Raw genomic sequence first — 20,445 nt, 5'->3', positions numbered from 1 at the left:
ATTAGAACACTTCCTTAAAAGCTAAAATTAAGCCCCAAGGTATAGGTCTGTAAAGAGGGATAGGTGCTCTGCCTAAAATCATAATAGCCATTGGCTTCAGGATCCAGACCTAAATCGGCAACGTCCGAGAACATGGTAAGGATATTGTATCCTCTCAAAAACACTTTTAAATCTCCGAGTTTAATGTCCTCCTTGCGAAAGGTATATCCCAATTCCACTTGCTTCAACCTTATGAAGGAAGCATCATGAAGCCATAGATCGGCACCTTCAAAATTAGCGGAGCTACCGCTTTGGTTAGTACTGTATGGATCTCCCGTATTATAGGCCCTAGGGTATCTTGCATTTCTATTGTCCGGGGTCCACCTTTCATTGAAAAGAAAATCGGGACGTGCACCAGGACGCTCAAAGAAAATCAACATTTCAGCCTCAGCCTGCCCCTGGAACAGAAAACTAAAGTCGAAATCCTTATAATTAAAGCCGCCGAAAACACCGAATTGAATTTCAGGAACATTGGAAGAATAGGCCCTGACCCTATCATTGGCATCAATTGAACCATTACCGTCGGTATCCAAATAAATAGGTTCACCTTCAATGGTGCCCGCCAATTTAACATGGGTGGCATCAACCTGTCCTTGGTCACGAAATATTCCTGCAGTGGGATAGGTAACATAAGAATCCATGGAATGGCCTTCTCTTTTTCTCCATTCAGGAACATCGGCCGCCTCGGCCAGATAGACCACTTCATTCTTGGCCTGTGTAAAATTGGCTCCAAAATTGTAACTAAAATTGTCATTGACCTGGTCTCTCCATCCCAACTCCAACTCCAGACCAAAATTATCCACTTTTCCAATGTTCTCGGCAGGCAAGGTAATTCCTGCCGCATCTGGAATTGCAGCGGCCCTTGTTACCAAAATATCCTCTCTATTTTGATAAAAATAATTAATGTCCCCTGACAATTTATTACCGAACATCGTGAAATTAAGCCCTAAATTTTTCATATAGGCTGTTTCCCAAGTAATATTGGGATTAGGTACGTTTGCACTAGTATACCCATTATAACTAACGCCCGGCGAACCAAAAACGGCATAGTTTGGTTGTGCATTATTTGTGGGACCACCATAATTGTATCGGGTCAAGTACTGGAATGGCGCTATTCGGTCATTACCCATTTTTGCCCATGAAGCCCTTAATTTCAAGGTATTTAACCAATCAACATTCTCCATAAACGACTCTTGATGTATTGCCCAAGAACCAGCAACACTTGGAAAGGTGCCAAATCTTTTACCTGGTCCAAAGTTGCTGGAGCCATCATGGCGAATAGTGAAATCGATAAAATACTTTTTCTTAAAATCGTAGGAAAAGGAACCAAAATAATTTAGACGGCCCCATTCTTGTGATTCACCATAGGATTGTTGCCCGTCATCGCTTCCTGCAAATAATTCAGGATGATCGTCCGTTGGAAACCCTCTGCGCTCTGCCCAGAAACTACGTTGGTTCGAAGTAGATTGCTCAATACCAACAAAACCACTAATTGAATGATTACCCCCTAAGACTTTAGAATAATACAATGTAGCATTGAGCAAAAGTTCATCATACTTCCAAAAACTTTCGCGCAGCGTCCTCTGTCTGCCTTGACCCTGGGCGAAACCTTGGGATGGAATATACTCTCCAGACCCTTCCTGAAAGGTATACACGGTCCATGGGGTATACCATGATTTAATATCGTTGTTCATTCTAGTAACGCCCGCAAAACCTTTGGCCCTTAAACCATCTACAAGGTTATCCAATCTCCAATCGAAGGAAAACTTACCGCGAAGCTCATTATCTATTCTCTTGATAAAACCAGACTCATTGGTCGACATGACATAGGGATTAGCTCCATTTTCACCTCCCCATCCAGGCAACCCGTTGGGATAAACACCTACTTCTGTTGGCTCATTGGTATTGATTCTACTATATATTTCTCCTTCGCTTACTCCTGGCTGATTTCTATCCCCAAATCTACCTGATAGGTCTACTCCCAAGGTAAAACTATCGGTTAGATCAATGTCGATATTGGAACGAACCTGTTTTTGACTAAAATCCAAATCTCCTGAATGGTACATCCCTACCTGTTCCACTAAGTCACCACTAACAAAATAGTTTACATGTTCACTACCACCTGAAATAGAAAGTGAATTCCTGGATTCTGGTGAAGATTTGACAAATGTAAGATCGGCCCAATCCGTATTCGGATAATTGATAGGATCCGTGCCAGAAGCATAATTATTAATATCCTCCTGGGTAAAAGGCAAAGGGGTTCCATTTCTTTCCGCAATTTCATTGTTATAAATTGCATATTCCTCTGATGACATCAAATCTGGAGTGGCAGAAAAACTAGAAACGTTGTAGGATGAGCTAAAATTGACACTAGGCTTTCCCGTCTTACCTCTTTTAGTTGTGATCAATATAACCCCATTAGCTGCCCTAGCCCCGTATATGGCCGCCGCCCCATCTTTTAAGACAGTCAAGGATTCTATATCTTGCGGAGCTAAATGCGAAAAACTGCTAGCTGTAATACCATCTATAAGGATTAGCGGAGAGTTATTGTTCAGGGTCGACTTACCCCTTATCAAAAGTGTAATATCATTACCATCTGTGGAGCCCGGCAATCCTCCTCTATCCGAAATTATTAAACCTGGCACTCTACCGGAAAGTGATTTGGCCAGATCCTTATTCCCTGCCTTTTCTATTTCGTCAGAACTTACCGTGCTTACCGACCCTGTAAGTTCACCCTTTTTTCTTGTTGTGTACCCTAACACAACCACCTCATCCAGCTCCGAAGTATCCTCTGTTAAGGTTACATTCAATACCGTATTGGAACCTACAGGAACTTCCTGAGATTTATAACCTAAATAAGAAAAAACCAAGATGGCCGCATTATCCGCTACCTCTATGCTATAATTTCCATCGAAATCAGTAGTAGTTCCTTGCGAAGTCCCTTTTATAACAATACTTACACCAGGCAAAGGCCCCATAGCATCCGATACGGAACCGGATATGGTTTGCTGTATTTCTTTGGTGGAAAAATTTTCTCCAGCATCGGTAAACTTAATACTAATTGCAGAATGGTTCGCGTTTACCGTAATCGTCAATAAAAAAGCTGTTGTTAATTTTAATAAGCGAAACTTTTTGTTCGGAGAGCCCTTGCCTCCCACATTGGTTAACCATTTAATTTTCATAAATTTGATTTAGTTAGAGTTAAACATGCCCCACGCCAATGGGGTATTTACCTTTATCACATGCACTGCATGAAGTTTTAGGAGGGTGTTACCGCACTCTCCTTTTTCTGTCATTTCATCTTTAATCAATTAGATAGAATACTTTTCCTTTTGCTAGATGAAATGATATGCCTAAAATTGATCTAGTCAATTATCATTTTGATAAATATCAATACCTTTTAACAAAAGAAGCGCAAAAACAAGGAAGGCTATTTGCTTATATTAACCCTAGATAACACTATTTTACCCATTCATCATTTCTAAAATTTCACTAATGACCAATACCACCGTGGCCGTCAAAGCAGCCCGATGCAGAGTAATAAGATTAATAGAGTTTAGATGTTTTCCGATTTATCAGAATGATATAAAAATGAATGATCATCAAACTACTTAATAGGGGCTCCAAGACTTAATTACCCCCTCTATAGGCAAATAACAACTAGAATTGTATCCAAGCCACATTATGTAAACTAGATGCCGCCATATCATTAGTTCTCCTACCATAGGAATACGCGTAGGTTTTAACTATTGATCCAGATTAATAGCGATCCCTTTATTGAGTCTAATTTTTATAGGGGTGGGTTACCAACTTATTTATTTCGAAGGTCTCATCATATCGGGGCATTCTGCCATCGGTCCAATATTCCAGATCTTTTTCGGAATAGAACCAAAGTGGCCGAACAAAATCCCGGGTCCAATTTTCCATTTCAGAAACCATGGTTTGTAGTAGTTCAGGATATTTGCCACTTAAATTTTTCTTCTCCCCAATGTCCTCTTTTAAATTATGAAGTCTCCAGGGCTCATTGCCCATTCGGGTAATTTTCCAATCGCCTTTCCTTCCACCAACATCCGAATACCCCTCACGGTAACGCAAAGCATAGATCATTTGATCGCTGTAGAAATCAGTACCAGCAAGTACGTCGCTCATTATATCCCTGCCATCTACCCTCTTACCTTGGGGAATATTGGCCTTTGCCATCTGAACAAATGTAGGATACAAATCAAGTGCTGATACGGGAAAATCAAAATGTGACCTCCCAACTATTTTATTGGGCCAATGAAAGAACATAGGCACCCGATAACCGCCTTCCCAAGTATCTCCTTTTGTTCCTTTCAATGGATAGTTATTGGCTCCATGATCGGTATTGCCTCCATTATCGCTCAAGAATACAATTAGGGTATTCCCATACTGTTTGGTTTCCTTTAATGTTTTAATTATCTGCCCTACTCCACGGTCCACGGCATAAACCATTGCTGCATATGTCCGTCTATCCTTGTCCTTGATATTAGCGAACTTTTTAAGGTCCTCGGCCTTCGCCTGCAAAGGAACATGTGGTGCGTTATAGGCCAAATAGACAAAAAATGGTTTCTTTTTTTCAGCGGCTGTTTTAATATTGCGTATGGCCTCCCGCGAGAAAGCATCTGTCAGATATTCTGTTTCCTTGACATCCTTACCGTTGTGCTCAAGAGGTTTTAGGTAATCCCGAATATTTTTATTTCCAGCTTTAAGCTGTTCTTGATAGGTTATCTGATATTTACCAGGAAAATACTCGTGTCCCCCTCCCAAGAAACCGTAAAAATTATCGAAACCTCTATGGTTGGGATGGTATTTGGGCGCCGCACCTAGGTGCCATTTACCAACAGCACCTGTATAATAGCCCGCGTCCTGCAATACTTTGGACATATAGGTCTCTTCTACCGGAATACCCATATTATCTTTATCTTCCTCACTGCTATTTTGGAATAGGTTGTAGGCCGTCCCTGTAAAATGGGGATACCTGCCCGTCATGATGGCGGAGCGACTAGGGCCGCAAAACGGATGGGCCACATAGGCCGAAGTGAAAATAGTGCCACCACGGGCCAATTTATCCAGTTCAGGTGTTTTAATGTCCGTAGACCCGTTGAAGCCAACATCGTTATATCCTAAATCATCACAGAGAACTACTAATATATTGGGCCTACTATCCTGTGCCCCGACCATATTGGCCATTAACAAGGCCGCTATTAAAAAGAACAACTTTATATTCTTTAGGATATTCATCATATCAAAAATCTTTTTTATTAATAGGATTTAGAATTACAATATCAATTAGCCCGCCATTATTTGGAAATGGCCGCAAGATTTCCATGCCACCCCTTATTGAACTGCTCCAATAGCTCCTCTACTAAACCAGGATTACCTTCAGCAATATTCACTGTTTCATTTGGGTCATTCTGGTGATCATACAGTTCATAAAATACGGGTTCTGCCTGGGGCTCGGTGTAATCCTTCCAGACCACAAACCGATAATTATTGGTACGCATGGCATATCCCATAAGACGATTTTCGAACAGATCCCGGTTCCATTTATCTCCTTGTTGTGTTTTGATACGTCTTTCCACTTCTTCTATTAAAGGCCCGAATGAAGTTTCACGCATTCCCTTTGACAATGGGTTGGCGGCCCATTCACGCAAAGCGGGTGTTGGAAATTGGCTAAAAACCGCCTTCTTCCAATCTCGATTTGGGTCCGAAAGTAACGGGGCGAAACTCTGTCCTTCAAGATGTGCTGGCAAGGAAACACCTGCCAAATCACATAAAGTCGGATACATATCTACCAGCTCCACCAAAGCATTGGTCTTCTTTCCGCGTATTGCGGCCGGCATATTTGGGGTGGAAATAATTAAGGGTACTCGTGTTGCTATCTCATAGTTGGTAGCCTTTCCCCAAATACCCATGTCTCCAAGGTGCCATCCATGATCGCTCCACAGTATAATAATGGTATTATCACGAACACCTGCCTCGTCCATAGCTGATAACATACGCCCAATCTGGGCATCTACATAACTTACACATGCCAGATAAGCATGTTTTAGGTTAATTGCAAGTTCTTTATCAATGGCGCCTTCTTTAGGAACATCAGCCCTTGCCCTTAATTCGAATGAGGCGTGTAGGCCCATGGTGGCAGCATCTTTAGGTGCTTCTGCGTGCTCCGCCAATTGTATTTCTTCTTCGTTGTACAGATCCCAATATTTCTTGGGAGCTACCCAGTCCAGATGCGGTTTTTTCATACCAAGACCCAAAAAAAATGGCTTGTCCGGATTTTTTTCGAGCATATCTTTCATAGTAGCAATGGCCAAATCGGTATTATGACCGTCTTCGTATTCATTATCCGGAAAATCTGCAAACTCATAGGCAGGCCCTTTTCCCAAACCGTTTCTCAATGCGTTTTCTCCGTACTTTGCAACCATGGCGGCAGCATTCTCTTTTTGCATTTTCTGGTTTTCCGGTAGCTTAAATCCAAATTGGGATTTTTGATTATTGGTCTCAACCAGTTTTCTGCTCCAGGAAAGTTCACTATCACCAAATTCTTTGTTATGATATATTTTTCCAGCGTACACCGTTTCGTAGCCATTTGCCCAAAAGTGCTGTGGCAAGGTTATAATATCGGGATTTTGCTCACGGAAATAAGTGAAATTCTCAATTACCTGTATAGACTCCGGTCTTGCCCCCGTCATTAGACTCGCTCGGGAGGGACTACAAATGGCTTCCTGGCAATAGGCATTGTTAAACAATAGGCCATCAGCTGCCAAGGCATCCATATGGGGTGTAATGGCAATTTCCGAACCGTAGCTGCCCAATTCCGGCCTTAGGTCATCTATGGCTATAAAGAGAATATTAGGTTTTGGACTTTCTTTTGTATTGGCCACCTCTTTCGGTTTGCAACCTAAGCCAATCGTTAATAGTGACAGTATGAATATTCTAATTCCCATTATATAAGTGTTGATGATTGTATATTACCAAACCACTGGTAAAAACACGGTCATTTCACCCTCTTTCCCTCCATTCCTATTGGACCAGGCGAAATAAGGAACAAAGGTGGTCTTATAAGATTTCCAATCGGGCTTTTGCATTTTATTATACATACTGCCCTTATTATCATCTTCCTTGCGCAATAAAACCTCGCCGGTCAAGGTGGTTACCCCTCCTAGAAAATCGGGCTTATAGTCTGCCCTTAATTTACTTGGATCCCCTTTGATGTATACATCCAATATACCGACTTCTTCAGGCAAATCTGCCGACTCTACGCAATAAACAACAGGGCCCCTTTGTATGGCCACCTGATTGCGAACCTCCTCAATACGATCGTTCCCCTCTACAAAATTGACCTCCATAGGCAATGTCAATTGAACAACATCACCTTTTTTCCATGCTCTATTTATTGTTGCAAATTCACCCGGAACTACGGAAACTCCGGCATCCGTACCATTTATGGTCAACGAAGAACCTTCCGCCCAATCCGGTATTCTTAGCAACATATCAAAAGGAGCCTCTTTGGATTCATCAATTGTAATCCTGACCTCACCATCCCACGGGTACTGGGTTTCCTGGGTCAATTTGATTTTTGTGCCATCCAATAATTCCGTATCCAGTAAATTGCCCCCATAAAGGTTTACCGCAACACCGTTATCGGAGAGACTATAAGCCCAACCCGAAGCTTGTGCAATGGTCCGCACCAAGTTTGGAGGACAACAGAAACAATCCAAGTACGCCTGGCGCGTTGGGAATTCCGTATTCATTTTTTCATAATCCCTAGACCCGTGTATTACTCTTAAAGGATTGGCATAGTAATAGCGATCGCCTTCAATATTGATTCCAGAAAGCGCGCTGTTATACAATACCTTTTCCATGATATCGGCATATTTGGACTCTCCATGTACCCCCAATAATCTATAGCTGAACAAAGAATTGGTAATATTGGCACAGGTTTCGTTATATGCCGTCATATTAGGCATCATATATTCATCAATAAAACCTTCTTCTATCTTATCCCTATTGGTGGAGGCTCCATAATGTGTTTGACCAACGGCTCCGGTCACATACATCTTCTTAAGTGTAACATTCATCCAAAGCTTGTCCAAGGCATCAATCAATGCCTGTTCACCTGTTTCGGCATATACATCGGCTGCTCCGGCATAATAATATAGTGCCAATACTGCGTGTCCTACGGCCTCATCCGATTCCCTTAGAGGCGTACGTTCCTGCACCATATCCCCAATAGGGTAACCCTTTGTTTCCGGGGTTTCCGTAACAGCGTATTTGCCCCTATTGTTGATGAATTGTTCGGCCAGCTCCAAATATCTTTTATCTTTAGTAGTACGATACATTTCCACCAAGCCCATAATCTGGGTCTGGTTAAATCCAAATCGACCATAGCGCTCATCATCAGTCATAAATAGAGAGTACAAAAGGTCGGCATGTTTTACTGCGATATCCAGGAAGTTCGTTTGGCCTGTAATTCTATAATGGATGCAGGCACTGGTCATTAAATGTCCTGAATTATACATTTCATGGTATTTGCGATTTTCATACCGGCTAAGATTGTCCCTTAGTTGAATCTGCGTCTGTAGATAGCCGTCCTCATCTTGTGCCTTACCAATAATATCTATATATTCATCGAGTTCCTTAAGGAGCTTTTCATCCCCATTTTGTGCATAGACGTACATGGCCGCTTCCATAAACTTGTAAAAATCCCCGTCATGCCAATGCATTCCTTTATGTTCCCCTTCTTTTAGGCCAGCAGCTATTTTGAAATTGTTTAGAGCATGACCTGTTTCCCCTGTAAGCAAGGTGCGCATATACGGAATCATTTTTTCCTCGGTTATTTTAAACTTATCTGCCCAAAACCCTTCGGTCCATTTACAGTCCCCCATGTCTATACTCCTCAATTTTACATGAGGACTATGGGTATTGTTCAAAATACCCCGGCCTTTATCCAAATTGGCCGCATAATCCTTATTGCTGGTTATTTCCTGTTGTGACCCTGCAGAATCCCCTATCTTATCCTTGCAGGAGAAGATCATTATTAAACTAAAGAAGACAATTGTTAACTTTCCCATTTTTATGCTGTATTGATTTGTTTTTTTTAGGGTTGTATCAATTCCAAATCCGGAACAAACAAATTAATTAAAATAAAGTGCTGAAGGATTAACGAAATTTACCTCAGGCTTGCATTATTTTACCCTAATAGAATCGATTACAGGATAGATAGAAGTATTTCGGTTGAATGGCCTAACCTCTAACACAAGCAATAATGTTATACTTGTAGGATTAGTCCAACCGTTTTACATCAACAAAGAGAGGGCCTGTCGCCAGCCTTTCAGTTTTCAGGAAAGCGTGAAAATTACCATCTCCGTGGGGAAGTACAACATTTTTGAACACGACTCTCTCTTGATTTTTCTTAATAGGAAGCTCAACATGAACATTGAGAAATTTAATATGTGCGGTACCATCTGTCGCCAATGGTGGCACATCCAGGCTTATTTCATATGTGCCGGCCTTTGTGCTTACACGCCAATGCCCAAGTTCGTTTTCAGAAATCACCCTTGGTCCGCCCCAATCAAAACGCGACAAATTTACATTTCGCTGATCTGTACTACCCAAATAAATGCGCTGTATGCCTTTTGCATCGCGTTCTTCGGTCACTTCATCGAACCAGGTTTCGTATCGCTCCAATAGGTTTTCTACCAGTTCTGGATGATCAGAGGCCCGATTTACACGTTCGCTCGGATCAATTTCAACATCATATAGCTCCAGATTGGCCAGTACTTCTTTCAATTCGCCATCTTTAGGCTGATATAAAATATTATGGGGGTCATCATGGGGGCCAATCAATTTATATTTCTGCATTCTTACTGCGAAATGCATATATTTAAAAGGCGTGGGGCCATAATGCATTTGGATAAAAAATGCTCTATCTTGAAGTAAGGAACTGTCATTTTGCTTCCAAAGACCAAGCAAGGATTTGCCATCGAACTTAATATTGACCGGTTCAGGTATTTCGGCCATTTCTAAAAGTGTGGGGGTAATATCGATAACAGAACCCATATTTTTGAACTGTTTGCCCTTAGACAAGGCATTGGGCCATTTTACAAAAAAGGGCACCCTTATTCCAGCTTCATAAACACTAGTTTTTGTACCTCTAAGATTGGCAACCCAACGACCGGGATAAACATCATTTTTTGTTCGTCTATGTCTAGGGCCGTTATCCGAAAGAAATATCACAATGGTATTTTTTTCTATACCGAGCCTTTTGATATGATTTAGTACTCTACCTACGTTATAGTCGATATTGTCAATCATGCCATAGGTAAGCGCATTGTCTTCGTGCAACCCTATCTTACGATATGGTTCGGCTCTCTCATCCGGTACCTGCAATGGAAAATGTGGCAAGTTGGTAGCCAAATAGGTAAAAAAGGGCTTTCCGTCCTTTTGAGCCATAAATTCTAAGGCCGCCTCGGTAAAGATATCATCACAGTAGCCCTTGTACTTCTTTGAAACGTTGTTATGCTCAAGTATGGGATCGAAATAAGTGTTACCGGCAGGCCCTGCAGCCTGGCCTATGCCTCCTCCTTTATGAACAAGGGCCTCTTCAAAACCTTGGTCGGTGGGCCGCATTGGGGAATTGTCACCCAAATGCCATTTACCAAATATTCCTGTGCGATAGCCATTATCTTTCAGAGTTTCGGCTAAGGTCAATTCTGAGGTATTCATAAAATGATCGACCTGCGTAACGGCAGTAACACCAGTGCGATAAGGGTATCTTCCGGTCAGTAGTGCAGCGCGGGATGCAGAGCAGTTGGGGTAAGCCAGGAAATTGGTCATTTCTATACCTTTTTCGGCAATAGCCTGCATGTTCGGGGTTTTTAGATATGGATTACCATGCATACCAATATCACCGTAACCTTGATCATCGGTCATCATGATAATGATATTTGGTTTTTTTGTTTGCGATAATAGCGTTGAGTGGGATATAAAAATAGCCATTAAAGCAGCCATGGAGAGTTGATTTCCCAATCTATAAGGAAATATCCCGTAATTAGCGCCGAACCATTTCATCTTTATTATTTTTTTTGGATTATTCATAATTTTCAGGATATCCTAAACAGTATCCATTATTTGAACAAAAATGAAAATACTCCAAACCCTTACCAGTTAGTAAAGGATCCATCTTTGCGTTTTAATCGGGGCGTTTCCACAATTTTAAAAGCTTCTTTGGATGCCAGTTCTTCATTGAATTCGACCCCTAGACCTGGGCCAGAAGGCAAAACATAGCGCGACCCTTCCAATACCGGTTGTTGGGGGTAAAACTTCGGATTGTCAAAACCAGGGTTTTCCACTGGCGTGTGCAGTTCTTCCATCCAACCAAAATTAGGGGATGCCGCTGCAAGATGCAGGGAAGCCGCCGTGCATATAGGCCCAATAGGGTTGTGAGGCATTAAATCAATATAATGGGCCTCGGCCATTGCGGCTACTTTCATTGCCTCGGTCAATCCTCCCACATTGCAGACATCGATTCTTGCAAATTGGGTGATTCCTCTTTCCAAATAGGGCAAAAATTGCCACTTACTGGCAAATTCCTCCCCAATAGCAAAAGGTACAGTAATCATTTTGCGCAAGCTTTCGTATGCTTCAGGGGTCTCATCCCTGATTGGTTCTTCAATAAAATCCAGGGTTCCTACTGGCATTCTATTTATAAATGATACGGTCTCCGCCGCCGTAAGACGGTGATGGTAATCTATGCCTATAGTTGGTGACGATCCTATTTCCTTTCGAAGTTGCGTAACCCATGCGGCAACAATTGCGATAGATTCCCGTGGTTCAAATATTGATTCGGACTTACCTAAGTACTCGGCAGGGGCCAATCTTATCACATTCCATTCTTCCTTAATTAGTTTTCTGGCCTTTTCCATCAGTTCTTCCTTAGTACGAAAAAGTAAAGAAGCAAAACAATCTACATGGTCGCGCTGTTTCCCCCCCAAAAGTTCATAGACAGGAACTCCCAATGCCTTTCCCTTAATATCATAGAGGGCAATATCGATGGCGGAAATCGCAGCAGTCAATACCCTACCTCCTTCAAAGTACTGACCACGGTACAAATCCTGCCATATGGCGCCGATTTTAAACGGGTCTTTTCCTATTAGAAGTGGGCGATAATGGTCAATGGCACCTATAACAGCCAACTCTCTGCCACTGAGACCGGAAGCGCCCCAACCATAGATACCCTCATCGGTCTCTATTTTAATGTTCAATTGGCTCCTTTCGGCAATGTTGACCGGAAATGATTTTATGTCGGTTATTTTCATCTTCTCTATTATTATTTTCGGATACCATTAGTTTTCTACCGGCAACTCAGATGTTTTTAGTTCAATTCTTTTTATTTTACCCACTACTAGTAAAAAGGAGAGAAAGCCCACTATGGTGATACCACCTATAAAAAAAAGTGCAGGGCTAAAATCGTCCTTATCTACCAAGGCACCTATGACCACTGGCACTACAACCGCTGACAAACCACCCATTAAGTTAAAGACCCCACCAATAAGCCCTACCAAATTCTTAGGGGCAATCAACGAAACGAACACCCATGTAATTGAGGCCAGCCCGTTTCCAAAAAAGGCGATTGTCAAGAATAAAATTATAAAAAAGGTGCTATCCGTATAATTTGCCCCGACGATACTGAACGATAAAAAAAAACCGATCAGAACAGGTGTTTTTCTTGAGAATTCAATGGAGTACCCTTTTTTTATCAAGTAGTCCGAAGTAAAACCTGACAAAAGAACTCCAAGAAATGCCGCTAAAAATGGGACGGAGGCCAGGAAACCGGATTTAATAAAATCAAAACCCCTGTACTCCACCAAATATGTGGGGAACCAAGTGAGAAAGAAAATAGCGACAGAGCCAACGCAAAATTGCCCGATGTAAACACCCCATAATTTGCGATGCTTGAACGCTTCGGCCAAATCCTCCCAATTGAATTTTTCCAACGATTTTGAATTTTTGGCTGCCTTTACAAGTCCACCACCCTTTTCTATATGTGAAAGCTCGGCTGCATTAATGCTTCCGTGCCTATCGGGGTCCTGGTAAAAAACATACCAGACAAAGGCCCAGATGATGCCGACGATACCGGAAGCTATGAGTAGCCCACGCCAGCCAACCCAATCTTGCACGGAGGTCAAAATGGGAAACAAAAAAGCAAGACCTATAAACTGACCGGAAGTATAAATTGCTATGGCCGACGCCCTTTCCTCTTCGGGAAACCACTTGGTAACTATAGCATTGTTAGCGGGATAAGAGGGTGCTTCGAATGCACCTATACTAGCCCTAAGGCCCAAAAGAACGGCAAGTGAATTTACAAACCCTTGCAATAATGTCGCAATAGACCAAAGAAAGAGCATTAAGGCATATAATATTCGCAATCGTATTTTGTCTACAATGATACCTCCTGGAATTTGAAGCGCCACATACGTCCAGCCAAATGCGGAAAATACCAGTCCCATTTGAACGGTACTTATTTCCAAGGATTCGCTCATGGCCGATGCCGCAACGGATATATTGGTTCTGTCCAAATAATTTATTACTACCGTACCAAAAATCAGCGCTAAGATATTATAGCGCTTTTTTGTGGGTTTGGCAGTTTTGGAAAAATTCATTTACATAGTTGTTTCATTGGACAAATCTAAAATAACGTGTTTTATAATATTCTAGCATTATTAATTGGCTATTTTATTTATCCCATTATGGATTTGGAGAGGAAGGTAGTGAAAGTGTATCACAACTGTTGGGCATTCCTGGTCTACATTAAATATCCTAGTCCTCGTTTAAAATTAATCAACCGTTAAGCTCACCTCAAAGTGACCACTTTTTGCACTTCCATCCTGCATAGTGATTCTATAACCATAACCAGGGATGCTGATATCTCCTTCAATTTTTTGGGCCACTGGTCCCAAATTGGCCACTACTTCGGTCCCACTTGAAAAACGGCTCCTCTGTACCTTATAATCGACACTTAGATACTCATGGCTCAGCAACTCCGCAAAGAAAGTTTCCTCATGTACAGGACTCACTAATTTTTGGGCCATTTTAATCATAGACCGCATGCCTTCAAATTCATAAGGAGCAAAAAATATGGTGGTCCCCCTACCAAATAGCATACTCCTTAGTGCCTTTATCCTAAAATCACCATTGGCGGTAACCTCATTGTCCGGATCTTGTATTTTCCCAAAATTGGCAATGGCCTCGTGGTATACCAAATTAAACAAAGGCGCTGGATGGGAAATTACAGAAAGTGGGCGGTCTTCGAGATAGGTCATACCCTCGAACATATCAAAATAGGGAATCCATTGTTCCTGACCGTGTTCCGTACCGTTTACCAAGTTAAAGCTATCGATGTATTTTGCTAGCTCCAACCTGCCCTCCTTACCGTTTTCACGATAGGCAGCAAAAGTGATATCGGTTATGTCCGCTTCCAGACCCAGATATGAAATTTCATTTTCAATATTTTTTTGGGCCAGGGATTTTTGAAATTTGGGATCTACACGTGCCCAGCGACTGCCAGTATTCATAAGCTTACCGTCTTCATCCCTCTGCATGAGATCTGTAGTAAAATCGGGGTCGTTTTCCAACATAGGGGAATAGGCATGATAGGAAGAATACAAGTAGCCATATGATTTTGCCAGATCTATTGCGGCTTTCAAATTGGCAGGACCACCCAACTCCTCACTAATGGGGAAGTTATGCGGTACAAAATTGGAAAAAGTGCCCCAAGCATGTACAAAGGCCTTGTTAACCCCTAAATCGTCATGAATGCTTCTGATCATCTCCTTCAGCTCATCAAAGGTAAAAGCCATTCCAGGCATGTTCACATAATGGGGATATCCGCCATATACTCCAAAATATATAGCTCCAGGTAATTTATTTACATTCGGGTTTCTCACGGCCTTTTCCTTTAGCGTTACAAAATAGCCTTTTTTAATGGCTTCCATCTTATAGGTTTTAGCCATATCTACATAATCTCCTCCAGGAATGAAGTGGTAGTTAATGGCCATTTTCCCTGCCTGCCCGTCCAAATTCCATACGGGATCTAAAAAAACAACCCTTTGATAGGGAGACATCTCCCCTTTTGGATTAAACAGGTACTGCCCATTATTGTTGATATTATACATCATGTCTGGTCTAGCATCTTCCTCCAGAATACCTACGACTGCTGATTTTTCATTATAGGTTCCCCACCAGGGCATTGTTAACCCTGTCCCATTATTGAACAGTTCCAAAGTACCGACCGATTTATTGTTATAGGTGGCGTCATCCCACTTACAAAAACGCCCACCGTTCATGGGAAAAATATAGGAAGGGCATATAACCCCCTGTTTTTGTGGAATTACAGCCGCCCCCTTATCCTCGTCGGTCTTGAGACTAAACTGTCTAGAGGGATAGCGCAAATCCAAAAGTTTGAAGCTTCCCTGGCTGTACTCCTTTACAAGTACGTTCAAAGTAGCGGCATCGTCATCTAGTTTTAATTGGGTACCAATGACTACTCCCTTGGCAACAGACCCATCCTCAAGGACAGGGTCCATAAATTGGATAGACACAGTGGCCGCGTCTTTCCGCAATACCTGAACCTTCTTACTTTTGGAAATATTTACAGTCTGCTTTTTACCTTTGGCATCGGACAAGGTAAGCAGGCCTGCAGCCTTTTCCCAAGGATCGGATTCCCATAGGTGACCAGATTTTTTCTCTAGCACCGTAAAACAACCACTAACTGAATTAACGGTCACCTTGATATCGTTGTTTTCCACCACAACTGGATCCACGTGAGCGTTATTAATAGTGCTGTTGCCGGTGCTGGCAAAACCTGTAAATAAAACAAACTGTAAGATTGTAAATAAGCTACCCAATACTTTTAGATTCTTCATAATATTTTAACTTTTTGGTGTAATTGCCCCTTCAAAGTATATTTCTATACCCTGACAATTTTGTTGGTCTTTTAATAATATCGATTTTAAGATCCCTTTACTGCCATTCTTACTTTTGCAAAGTGATCGGCAAGGCCTTCAAAATTTCTTTCCTGAATCAACTTTTTATCGAAGAGCGAACTTCCCATACCCACCCCGACGGCACCGGCCTCGAAAAAGGATTTTATATTATCCAGTGAAACCCCTCCAGTTGGCAAAAGTTTTATTTGGTTAAGCGGAGCAGAGATATCTTTAATAAATTGGACTCCCAGTTGGGTGGCTGGAAATATCTTAACCGCGGATGCCCCTAAGCTCCATGCTTTGTATATTTCTGTTGGAGAATAGCCTCCGGGAAAAATTGGTATATTTTGTCCCACAGCACTTCTAATAACGGCTTCGTCTATGATCGGGGTCACTATAAACTGAGCTCCCGCCTTTACGGCCATATTATAATCTTCCATGTTGCAGACTGTCCCCGCACCCACGTTTAGGTTGTGAAATTCTGTCCTAAGTTTGGAAATTATTTCGGTGGCTCCTGGGGTATTCATGGTTATTTCAATGGTATGCAGACCCGCCTTTAAATAAGCTTTGACGATATCCCTCATAACCTCTATGGACACCCCTCTTACTATACCAACAATTGGGGCACTATTGAAAAGTTCCCAAGAAAATGATTCGTTATTTGACATGTTGTTCTAAAATTTTTTGTTGCCCAACCAATAAGGCCTTTTCTATAATTTTTGACTCGAAACAAACGATTCGGTCCATTGGAAGGAACGATTTCAAAGCCAATTGGTACAATTCGTTCTGTATTCCCGTAACGGCCAGGTATACGGTTTCGCTACTTTCTTTCAAATGGCCCAACTCGGCCCCTATTAACAATCCGGATAGAAAATAATAATTTTCTGAACTGGAAATTTTATGTATTAAACTATTTGCCCTGATTGAAAAAAGCGAAGCCATCTGTTGGTTCGCAACTCCCTTTATAACTCCTTCCACAAAAACATCCTTAAATGAAGGGCTCCACTTCACTTGGTCCAGAGAGGCCGATAGAATACTGTGCTTCCCAATAACCTCAAATAATTCTCCGGTCATATAGGTCGTGAAATCCATAAATCGCCCCTTATCGAATTGGACATGTTTACTGTGGGTTCCGGGCAACAAAAGAACCCCCTTTTCCGTCTTGGGCAAGTAATCCGAAAGACCAATGGCCTGGATTTCCTCCCCCCGCATTACATCGCCATTGGTTCTAGCTCCGGAAATTAATAGCAGATTTATATTATTGTCCATTGAAATCCAATTACTAATTAGATCTTCCCCGGTAAAAGCGATGGGCATTTCACAATACTGCAATTCCTGCATGCCTATGGAAGATGACAGCATTCCAGATGCCACTATATAGCTATTTTCAGCTTCGTTTACATCCAATTTGTCCAATTGTGCCAACAAATAATCTGCAAAAAAGGCTTGCTGGGTCTGTTCCTTTTGCTGTTTATACAGCTGATAGCACTTTTTAATCCCAAAATCGGTCTTATATTCGGAAAGTATTTTTAATGTAGTTGAATCCACTAAACGCAGCCTAAAATTGGATGTCCCCCAATCACAACTGATAAATTTTTCGGGTAGTCCCATGTTTATTACAAAGCTTTGGTTACTCTTTTTTTAATCAGATAATCGTCAAGTGCGTACGTTGAACAATCCACTCCAATACCACTATTTTTTATTCCCCCATGGGGCAAGTAAATATCAAATTTAAGTCCGTTCAGATGCACTTCACCGAATTCCAATTTTTCTGAAAAATACGTTAATTTTTTTTCATCCATAGAATATACGTAGGACGCAAGTCCGGCATTGGTATTGTTGGCCAATTCCAGGACTTCTTCCTGGGTGCTGAAAGGAACGATAATGGCTACCGGACCAAATATTTCGTGTTGTAATATTTCGGCTTTTTTGTTGCTAAGGCGAATAACGGTAGGTTGAAAATAGTAGCCCTCACCTGTGATAGGATCACCTCCATAAAGTACCGATCCTCCCTGTCTTATAGCTTCCTGAACTATTCCATGAACCTTTTCAACGGACCTCCTATTTGTCAATGGTCCCATATCCGGTTTATTTTCCCTTCCAAAACCAATCTTTGCACGCTTAAATCTATCTATAATTCCAGTGACAAATTCATCAATAACGGCTTCATGGATAAAAAAGCGGTTAGGCGCCACACAGATCTGGCCAGAATTTCCAGTTTTCAAAGCTGCCCCATGTGTAATGGCCACTTCCAGATCTGCATCGGGAAAAACAATAAAAGGGGCGTTGCCTCCACATTCCATGCTGTATCTCTTAATAGAGGTCCTACTGCTCTGTTCAATAAGTTTTTGAGCGGTCTCCGTAGAGCCGATCATAGTAATCAATCTTGGAATTTTACTCTCACAAAGCGGAATCCCAACATTATTAAGATCTCCACATAGGATGGTGATCACTCCTTTAGGAAACCTAATCTCGTCACATATTTCCCCAATGATATAGGCCGATAAGGGAGAGAACTCCGAGGGCTTTAAAATGATACTACAACCTGAAGCCAGGGCAGGGCCCAATTTAAATCCAAGGTTCAACAGTGGAAAATTATAGGCCAAAAATGCAACGACCACACCCAAAGGCTGTGAAATAATTCGGTGTTCATGAGTGCCTTCCGTGTCTTTTATTTCAATGTCATGGCGTTGCTTTATCTCCTCTGAATAGAATTTCAACGAATTGGTAATACTTGTAAGATCCTCTTCACTTCCTTCCCAGGTCTTGCCCATTTCGTACATAATACTTTCACGCAGCAAGTCCCCATTCTCCAATAATTTAAGCCTTAGTTTTTCTATCCAGTGCAACCTTTCTTCCAGTGGCAATTTGGACCAGGTTTCAAATCCTTTTTGGGCGGACTCCAGTGCGCGTTCCGTATCTTCCTTCTGGGCCCAAGCAATAGTGGCAATGGGTTTTTCATTCGCCGGACAAATAACCTCATATGATTTCCCGTTCGACGCCTCTATCAATTGTCCGTCCAGATATAGTCTTTTATGTCCGAATTTTAAGTTTTGTTCCATTATTGACTATTCTTTATCCAAATATTTTTCCAATGCATCCATATCCACTTCCACTCCTAGCCCAGGTAATTGTGGCACCTGCAGCAGACCCTTACTGATTGGAATTTGGTGTTTGGTAACCTCATCACGTAAGGCATTTTCCGTTCTATCCAGCTCCATGGTAGGTAGTTCGTTATACATTCTTCCCGGGTTCTGATCTAGATTTCCTACAAAGTGCACCGCTGCGCTTATGGCAATCCAAGTTCCCCAGCTGTGTGGCACTACATCCTTGTTGTAGGCTTGGGCCAAGGCAGCTATTCTTTTAGCCTCCGTTAGACCTCCCGTAGCACATATATCAGGTTGCGCAATATCTACGCACTCATTTTCAAACAAACGCCTAAAGCCAAATTTTAGATATTCGCACTCCCCTCCGGCTATTGGAATAGATGTATTATCCCTTAAACGGCGGTACCCTTCATAATCCTCCGGAGAAACAGGTTCTTCAAACCAAGAAATATCATATTTTTCAACTTTTCTAGCCAATTCAATGGCCTCCTTATAGCTATAGGCATGGTTGGAATCGATCATCAATTTCATATCTGGTCCTATTGCCTTTCTTATGGCAGCCACGTATTTAACATCGGTTTCAATACCAAGTCCAACCTTCATCTTCGTAGCCTTAAATTCCTGGGATTTGTACAACAATGCCTCCTCGACCAATTTTTGCTCCAAATCGCCCTCCCGCGTAAAATACAACCCCGTCGCATAGGGCTGGATGATGGGATTTTTGATACCACCAAGCATAACGGATACCGGCTGGCCGAAAATCTTCCCCTTAATATCCCATAAAGCTACATCTATGGCACTAATGGCGGCCTGCAGTGTGCCACTTCTCGCATAATCCATGGATCGTCGATACATTTCTTGCCACAAAACCTCATGTTCCAATGCCTTCTTGTCCAATAAAAATGGCTTTAAAAACTCAATTCCTGATTTGATGACACCGGCTGGCCCATATCCTTCACCCCAGCCATAAGTGCCATCTTCCAAGGTTATTTTTACGATACAGATCTTCCTGGTATCGTATTGCCACTGCGAAAAATAAAAAGGAGTATCCAGTTTATGGGTAATGACAAAAGGTTCTATGTTGCTAATATTCATAATTCTATGTCTAAAAAATTATTATCTTAAAATAAGGTGCATTTCTAATAGTTGGCGTAGCCCAGGATACAGATGGCTACAATGAGCACAAACAAGCCTCCCAACAATAGTAACCGTTGCACAACCCCGTAATTATTAAAACAACGACCTCGATAACTGCTTTTTAAGGTGGTTTTGTTTTTTAAGCACCCGAA

12 protein-coding genes are annotated in these 20,445 nt (G+C 41.8%); all 12 read right to left on the bottom strand.

Annotation, left to right across the window (positions count from 1 at the left end):
• Window positions 1–14: 14 nt before the first annotated feature.
• The 12 genes from MWU84_RS08260 to MWU84_RS08205 all read right to left on the bottom strand — a co-directional run bounded on the left by MWU84_RS08260 (window position 15) and on the right by MWU84_RS08205 (window position 20,251).
• Window positions 15–3,221 carry a TonB-dependent receptor gene (locus MWU84_RS08260; protein WP_246900515.1) on the bottom strand — a complete coding sequence of 1,069 codons (3,207 nt, stop codon included), beginning with the start codon at window positions 3,219–3,221 and terminating at the stop codon, window positions 15–17.
• A 601-nt stretch (window positions 3,222–3,822) separates the two neighbouring features.
• Window positions 3,823–5,304, bottom strand: coding sequence for a sulfatase-like hydrolase/transferase (locus MWU84_RS08255; protein WP_246900513.1), 1,482 nt, complete (start codon window positions 5,302–5,304; stop codon window positions 3,823–3,825).
• 56 nt (window positions 5,305–5,360) lie between these two features.
• The gene (locus tag MWU84_RS08250) at window positions 5,361–7,010 is read right to left on the bottom strand and encodes a sulfatase (RefSeq protein ID WP_246900511.1); all 1,650 of its coding nucleotides are present in this window, start codon (window positions 7,008–7,010) and stop codon (window positions 5,361–5,363) included.
• A gap of 24 nt (window positions 7,011–7,034) precedes the next feature.
• Window positions 7,035–9,137 carry a beta-L-arabinofuranosidase domain-containing protein gene (locus tag MWU84_RS08245; protein WP_246900509.1) on the bottom strand — a complete coding sequence of 701 codons (2,103 nt, stop codon included), beginning with the start codon at window positions 9,135–9,137 and terminating at the stop codon, window positions 7,035–7,037.
• 211 nt (window positions 9,138–9,348) lie between these two features.
• A complete protein-coding gene (locus MWU84_RS08240) occupies window positions 9,349–11,163 on the bottom strand; it encodes an arylsulfatase (RefSeq protein WP_246900507.1) in 1,815 nt (604 codons plus the stop codon).
• Between the two features lie 62 nt (window positions 11,164–11,225).
• On the bottom strand, window positions 11,226–12,383 hold the full coding sequence (locus MWU84_RS08235; RefSeq protein ID WP_246900505.1) for a mandelate racemase/muconate lactonizing enzyme family protein: 1,158 nt from the start codon (window positions 12,381–12,383) through the stop codon (window positions 11,226–11,228).
• A 27-nt stretch (window positions 12,384–12,410) separates the two neighbouring features.
• Window positions 12,411–13,727, bottom strand: coding sequence for an MFS transporter (locus tag MWU84_RS08230; protein WP_246900503.1), 1,317 nt, complete (start codon window positions 13,725–13,727; stop codon window positions 12,411–12,413).
• Window positions 13,728–13,901: 174 nt separating this feature from the next.
• Window positions 13,902–15,989: a DUF5696 domain-containing protein gene (locus MWU84_RS08225; RefSeq protein WP_246900500.1), complete on the bottom strand. Its 2,088-nt coding sequence runs from the start codon at window positions 15,987–15,989 to the stop codon at window positions 13,902–13,904.
• An 86-nt stretch (window positions 15,990–16,075) separates the two neighbouring features.
• A complete protein-coding gene (locus tag MWU84_RS08220) occupies window positions 16,076–16,717 on the bottom strand; it encodes a bifunctional 4-hydroxy-2-oxoglutarate aldolase/2-dehydro-3-deoxy-phosphogluconate aldolase (protein WP_246900498.1) in 642 nt (213 codons plus the stop codon).
• Complete coding sequence (locus MWU84_RS08215) at window positions 16,707–17,660, bottom strand: 2-dehydro-3-deoxygalactonokinase (RefSeq protein ID WP_246900495.1); 954 nt, start codon at window positions 17,658–17,660, stop codon at window positions 16,707–16,709. The genes MWU84_RS08220 and MWU84_RS08215 overlap by 11 nt, the downstream gene beginning before the upstream one ends.
• 5 nt (window positions 17,661–17,665) lie before the next feature.
• The gene (locus tag MWU84_RS08210; protein ID WP_246900493.1) at window positions 17,666–19,111 is read right to left on the bottom strand and encodes an aldehyde dehydrogenase family protein; all 1,446 of its coding nucleotides are present in this window, start codon (window positions 19,109–19,111) and stop codon (window positions 17,666–17,668) included.
• A 6-nt stretch (window positions 19,112–19,117) separates the two neighbouring features.
• Entirely contained in the window at window positions 19,118–20,251 is a 1,134-nt protein-coding gene (locus MWU84_RS08205) for a mandelate racemase/muconate lactonizing enzyme family protein (protein WP_246900490.1), read from the bottom strand.
• Window positions 20,252–20,445 lie beyond the last annotated feature (194 nt).

Origin of the sequence: Arenibacter sp. F20364 (assembly GCF_023015905.1) — a bacterium.
Lineage (GTDB): Bacteria > Bacteroidota > Bacteroidia > Flavobacteriales > Flavobacteriaceae > Arenibacter.
The sequence above is the reverse complement of the archived record's forward strand: the minus strand, read 5'-3'. Positions and strand labels throughout refer to the sequence as shown.

Coding starts and splice junctions, on each gene's coding strand:
- MWU84_RS08260 (WP_246900515.1), bottom strand. CDS start 3,221: ATGAAAATTAAATGGTTAACCAATGTGGGAGGCAAGGGCTCTCCGAAC.
- MWU84_RS08255 (WP_246900513.1), bottom strand. CDS start 5,304: ATGATGAATATCCTAAAGAATATAAAGTTGTTCTTTTTAATAGCGGCC.
- MWU84_RS08250 (WP_246900511.1), bottom strand. CDS start 7,010: ATGGGAATTAGAATATTCATACTGTCACTATTAACGATTGGCTTAGGT.
- MWU84_RS08245 (WP_246900509.1), bottom strand. CDS start 9,137: ATGGGAAAGTTAACAATTGTCTTCTTTAGTTTAATAATGATCTTCTCC.
- MWU84_RS08240 (WP_246900507.1), bottom strand. CDS start 11,163: ATGAATAATCCAAAAAAAATAATAAAGATGAAATGGTTCGGCGCTAAT.
- MWU84_RS08235 (WP_246900505.1), bottom strand. CDS start 12,383: ATGAAAATAACCGACATAAAATCATTTCCGGTCAACATTGCCGAAAGG.
- MWU84_RS08230 (WP_246900503.1), bottom strand. CDS start 13,727: ATGAATTTTTCCAAAACTGCCAAACCCACAAAAAAGCGCTATAATATC.
- MWU84_RS08225 (WP_246900500.1), bottom strand. CDS start 15,989: ATGAAGAATCTAAAAGTATTGGGTAGCTTATTTACAATCTTACAGTTT.
- MWU84_RS08220 (WP_246900498.1), bottom strand. CDS start 16,717: ATGTCAAATAACGAATCATTTTCTTGGGAACTTTTCAATAGTGCCCCA.
- MWU84_RS08215 (WP_246900495.1), bottom strand. CDS start 17,660: ATGGGACTACCCGAAAAATTTATCAGTTGTGATTGGGGGACATCCAAT.
- MWU84_RS08210 (WP_246900493.1), bottom strand. CDS start 19,111: ATGGAACAAAACTTAAAATTCGGACATAAAAGACTATATCTGGACGGA.
- MWU84_RS08205 (WP_246900490.1), bottom strand. CDS start 20,251: ATGAATATTAGCAACATAGAACCTTTTGTCATTACCCATAAACTGGAT.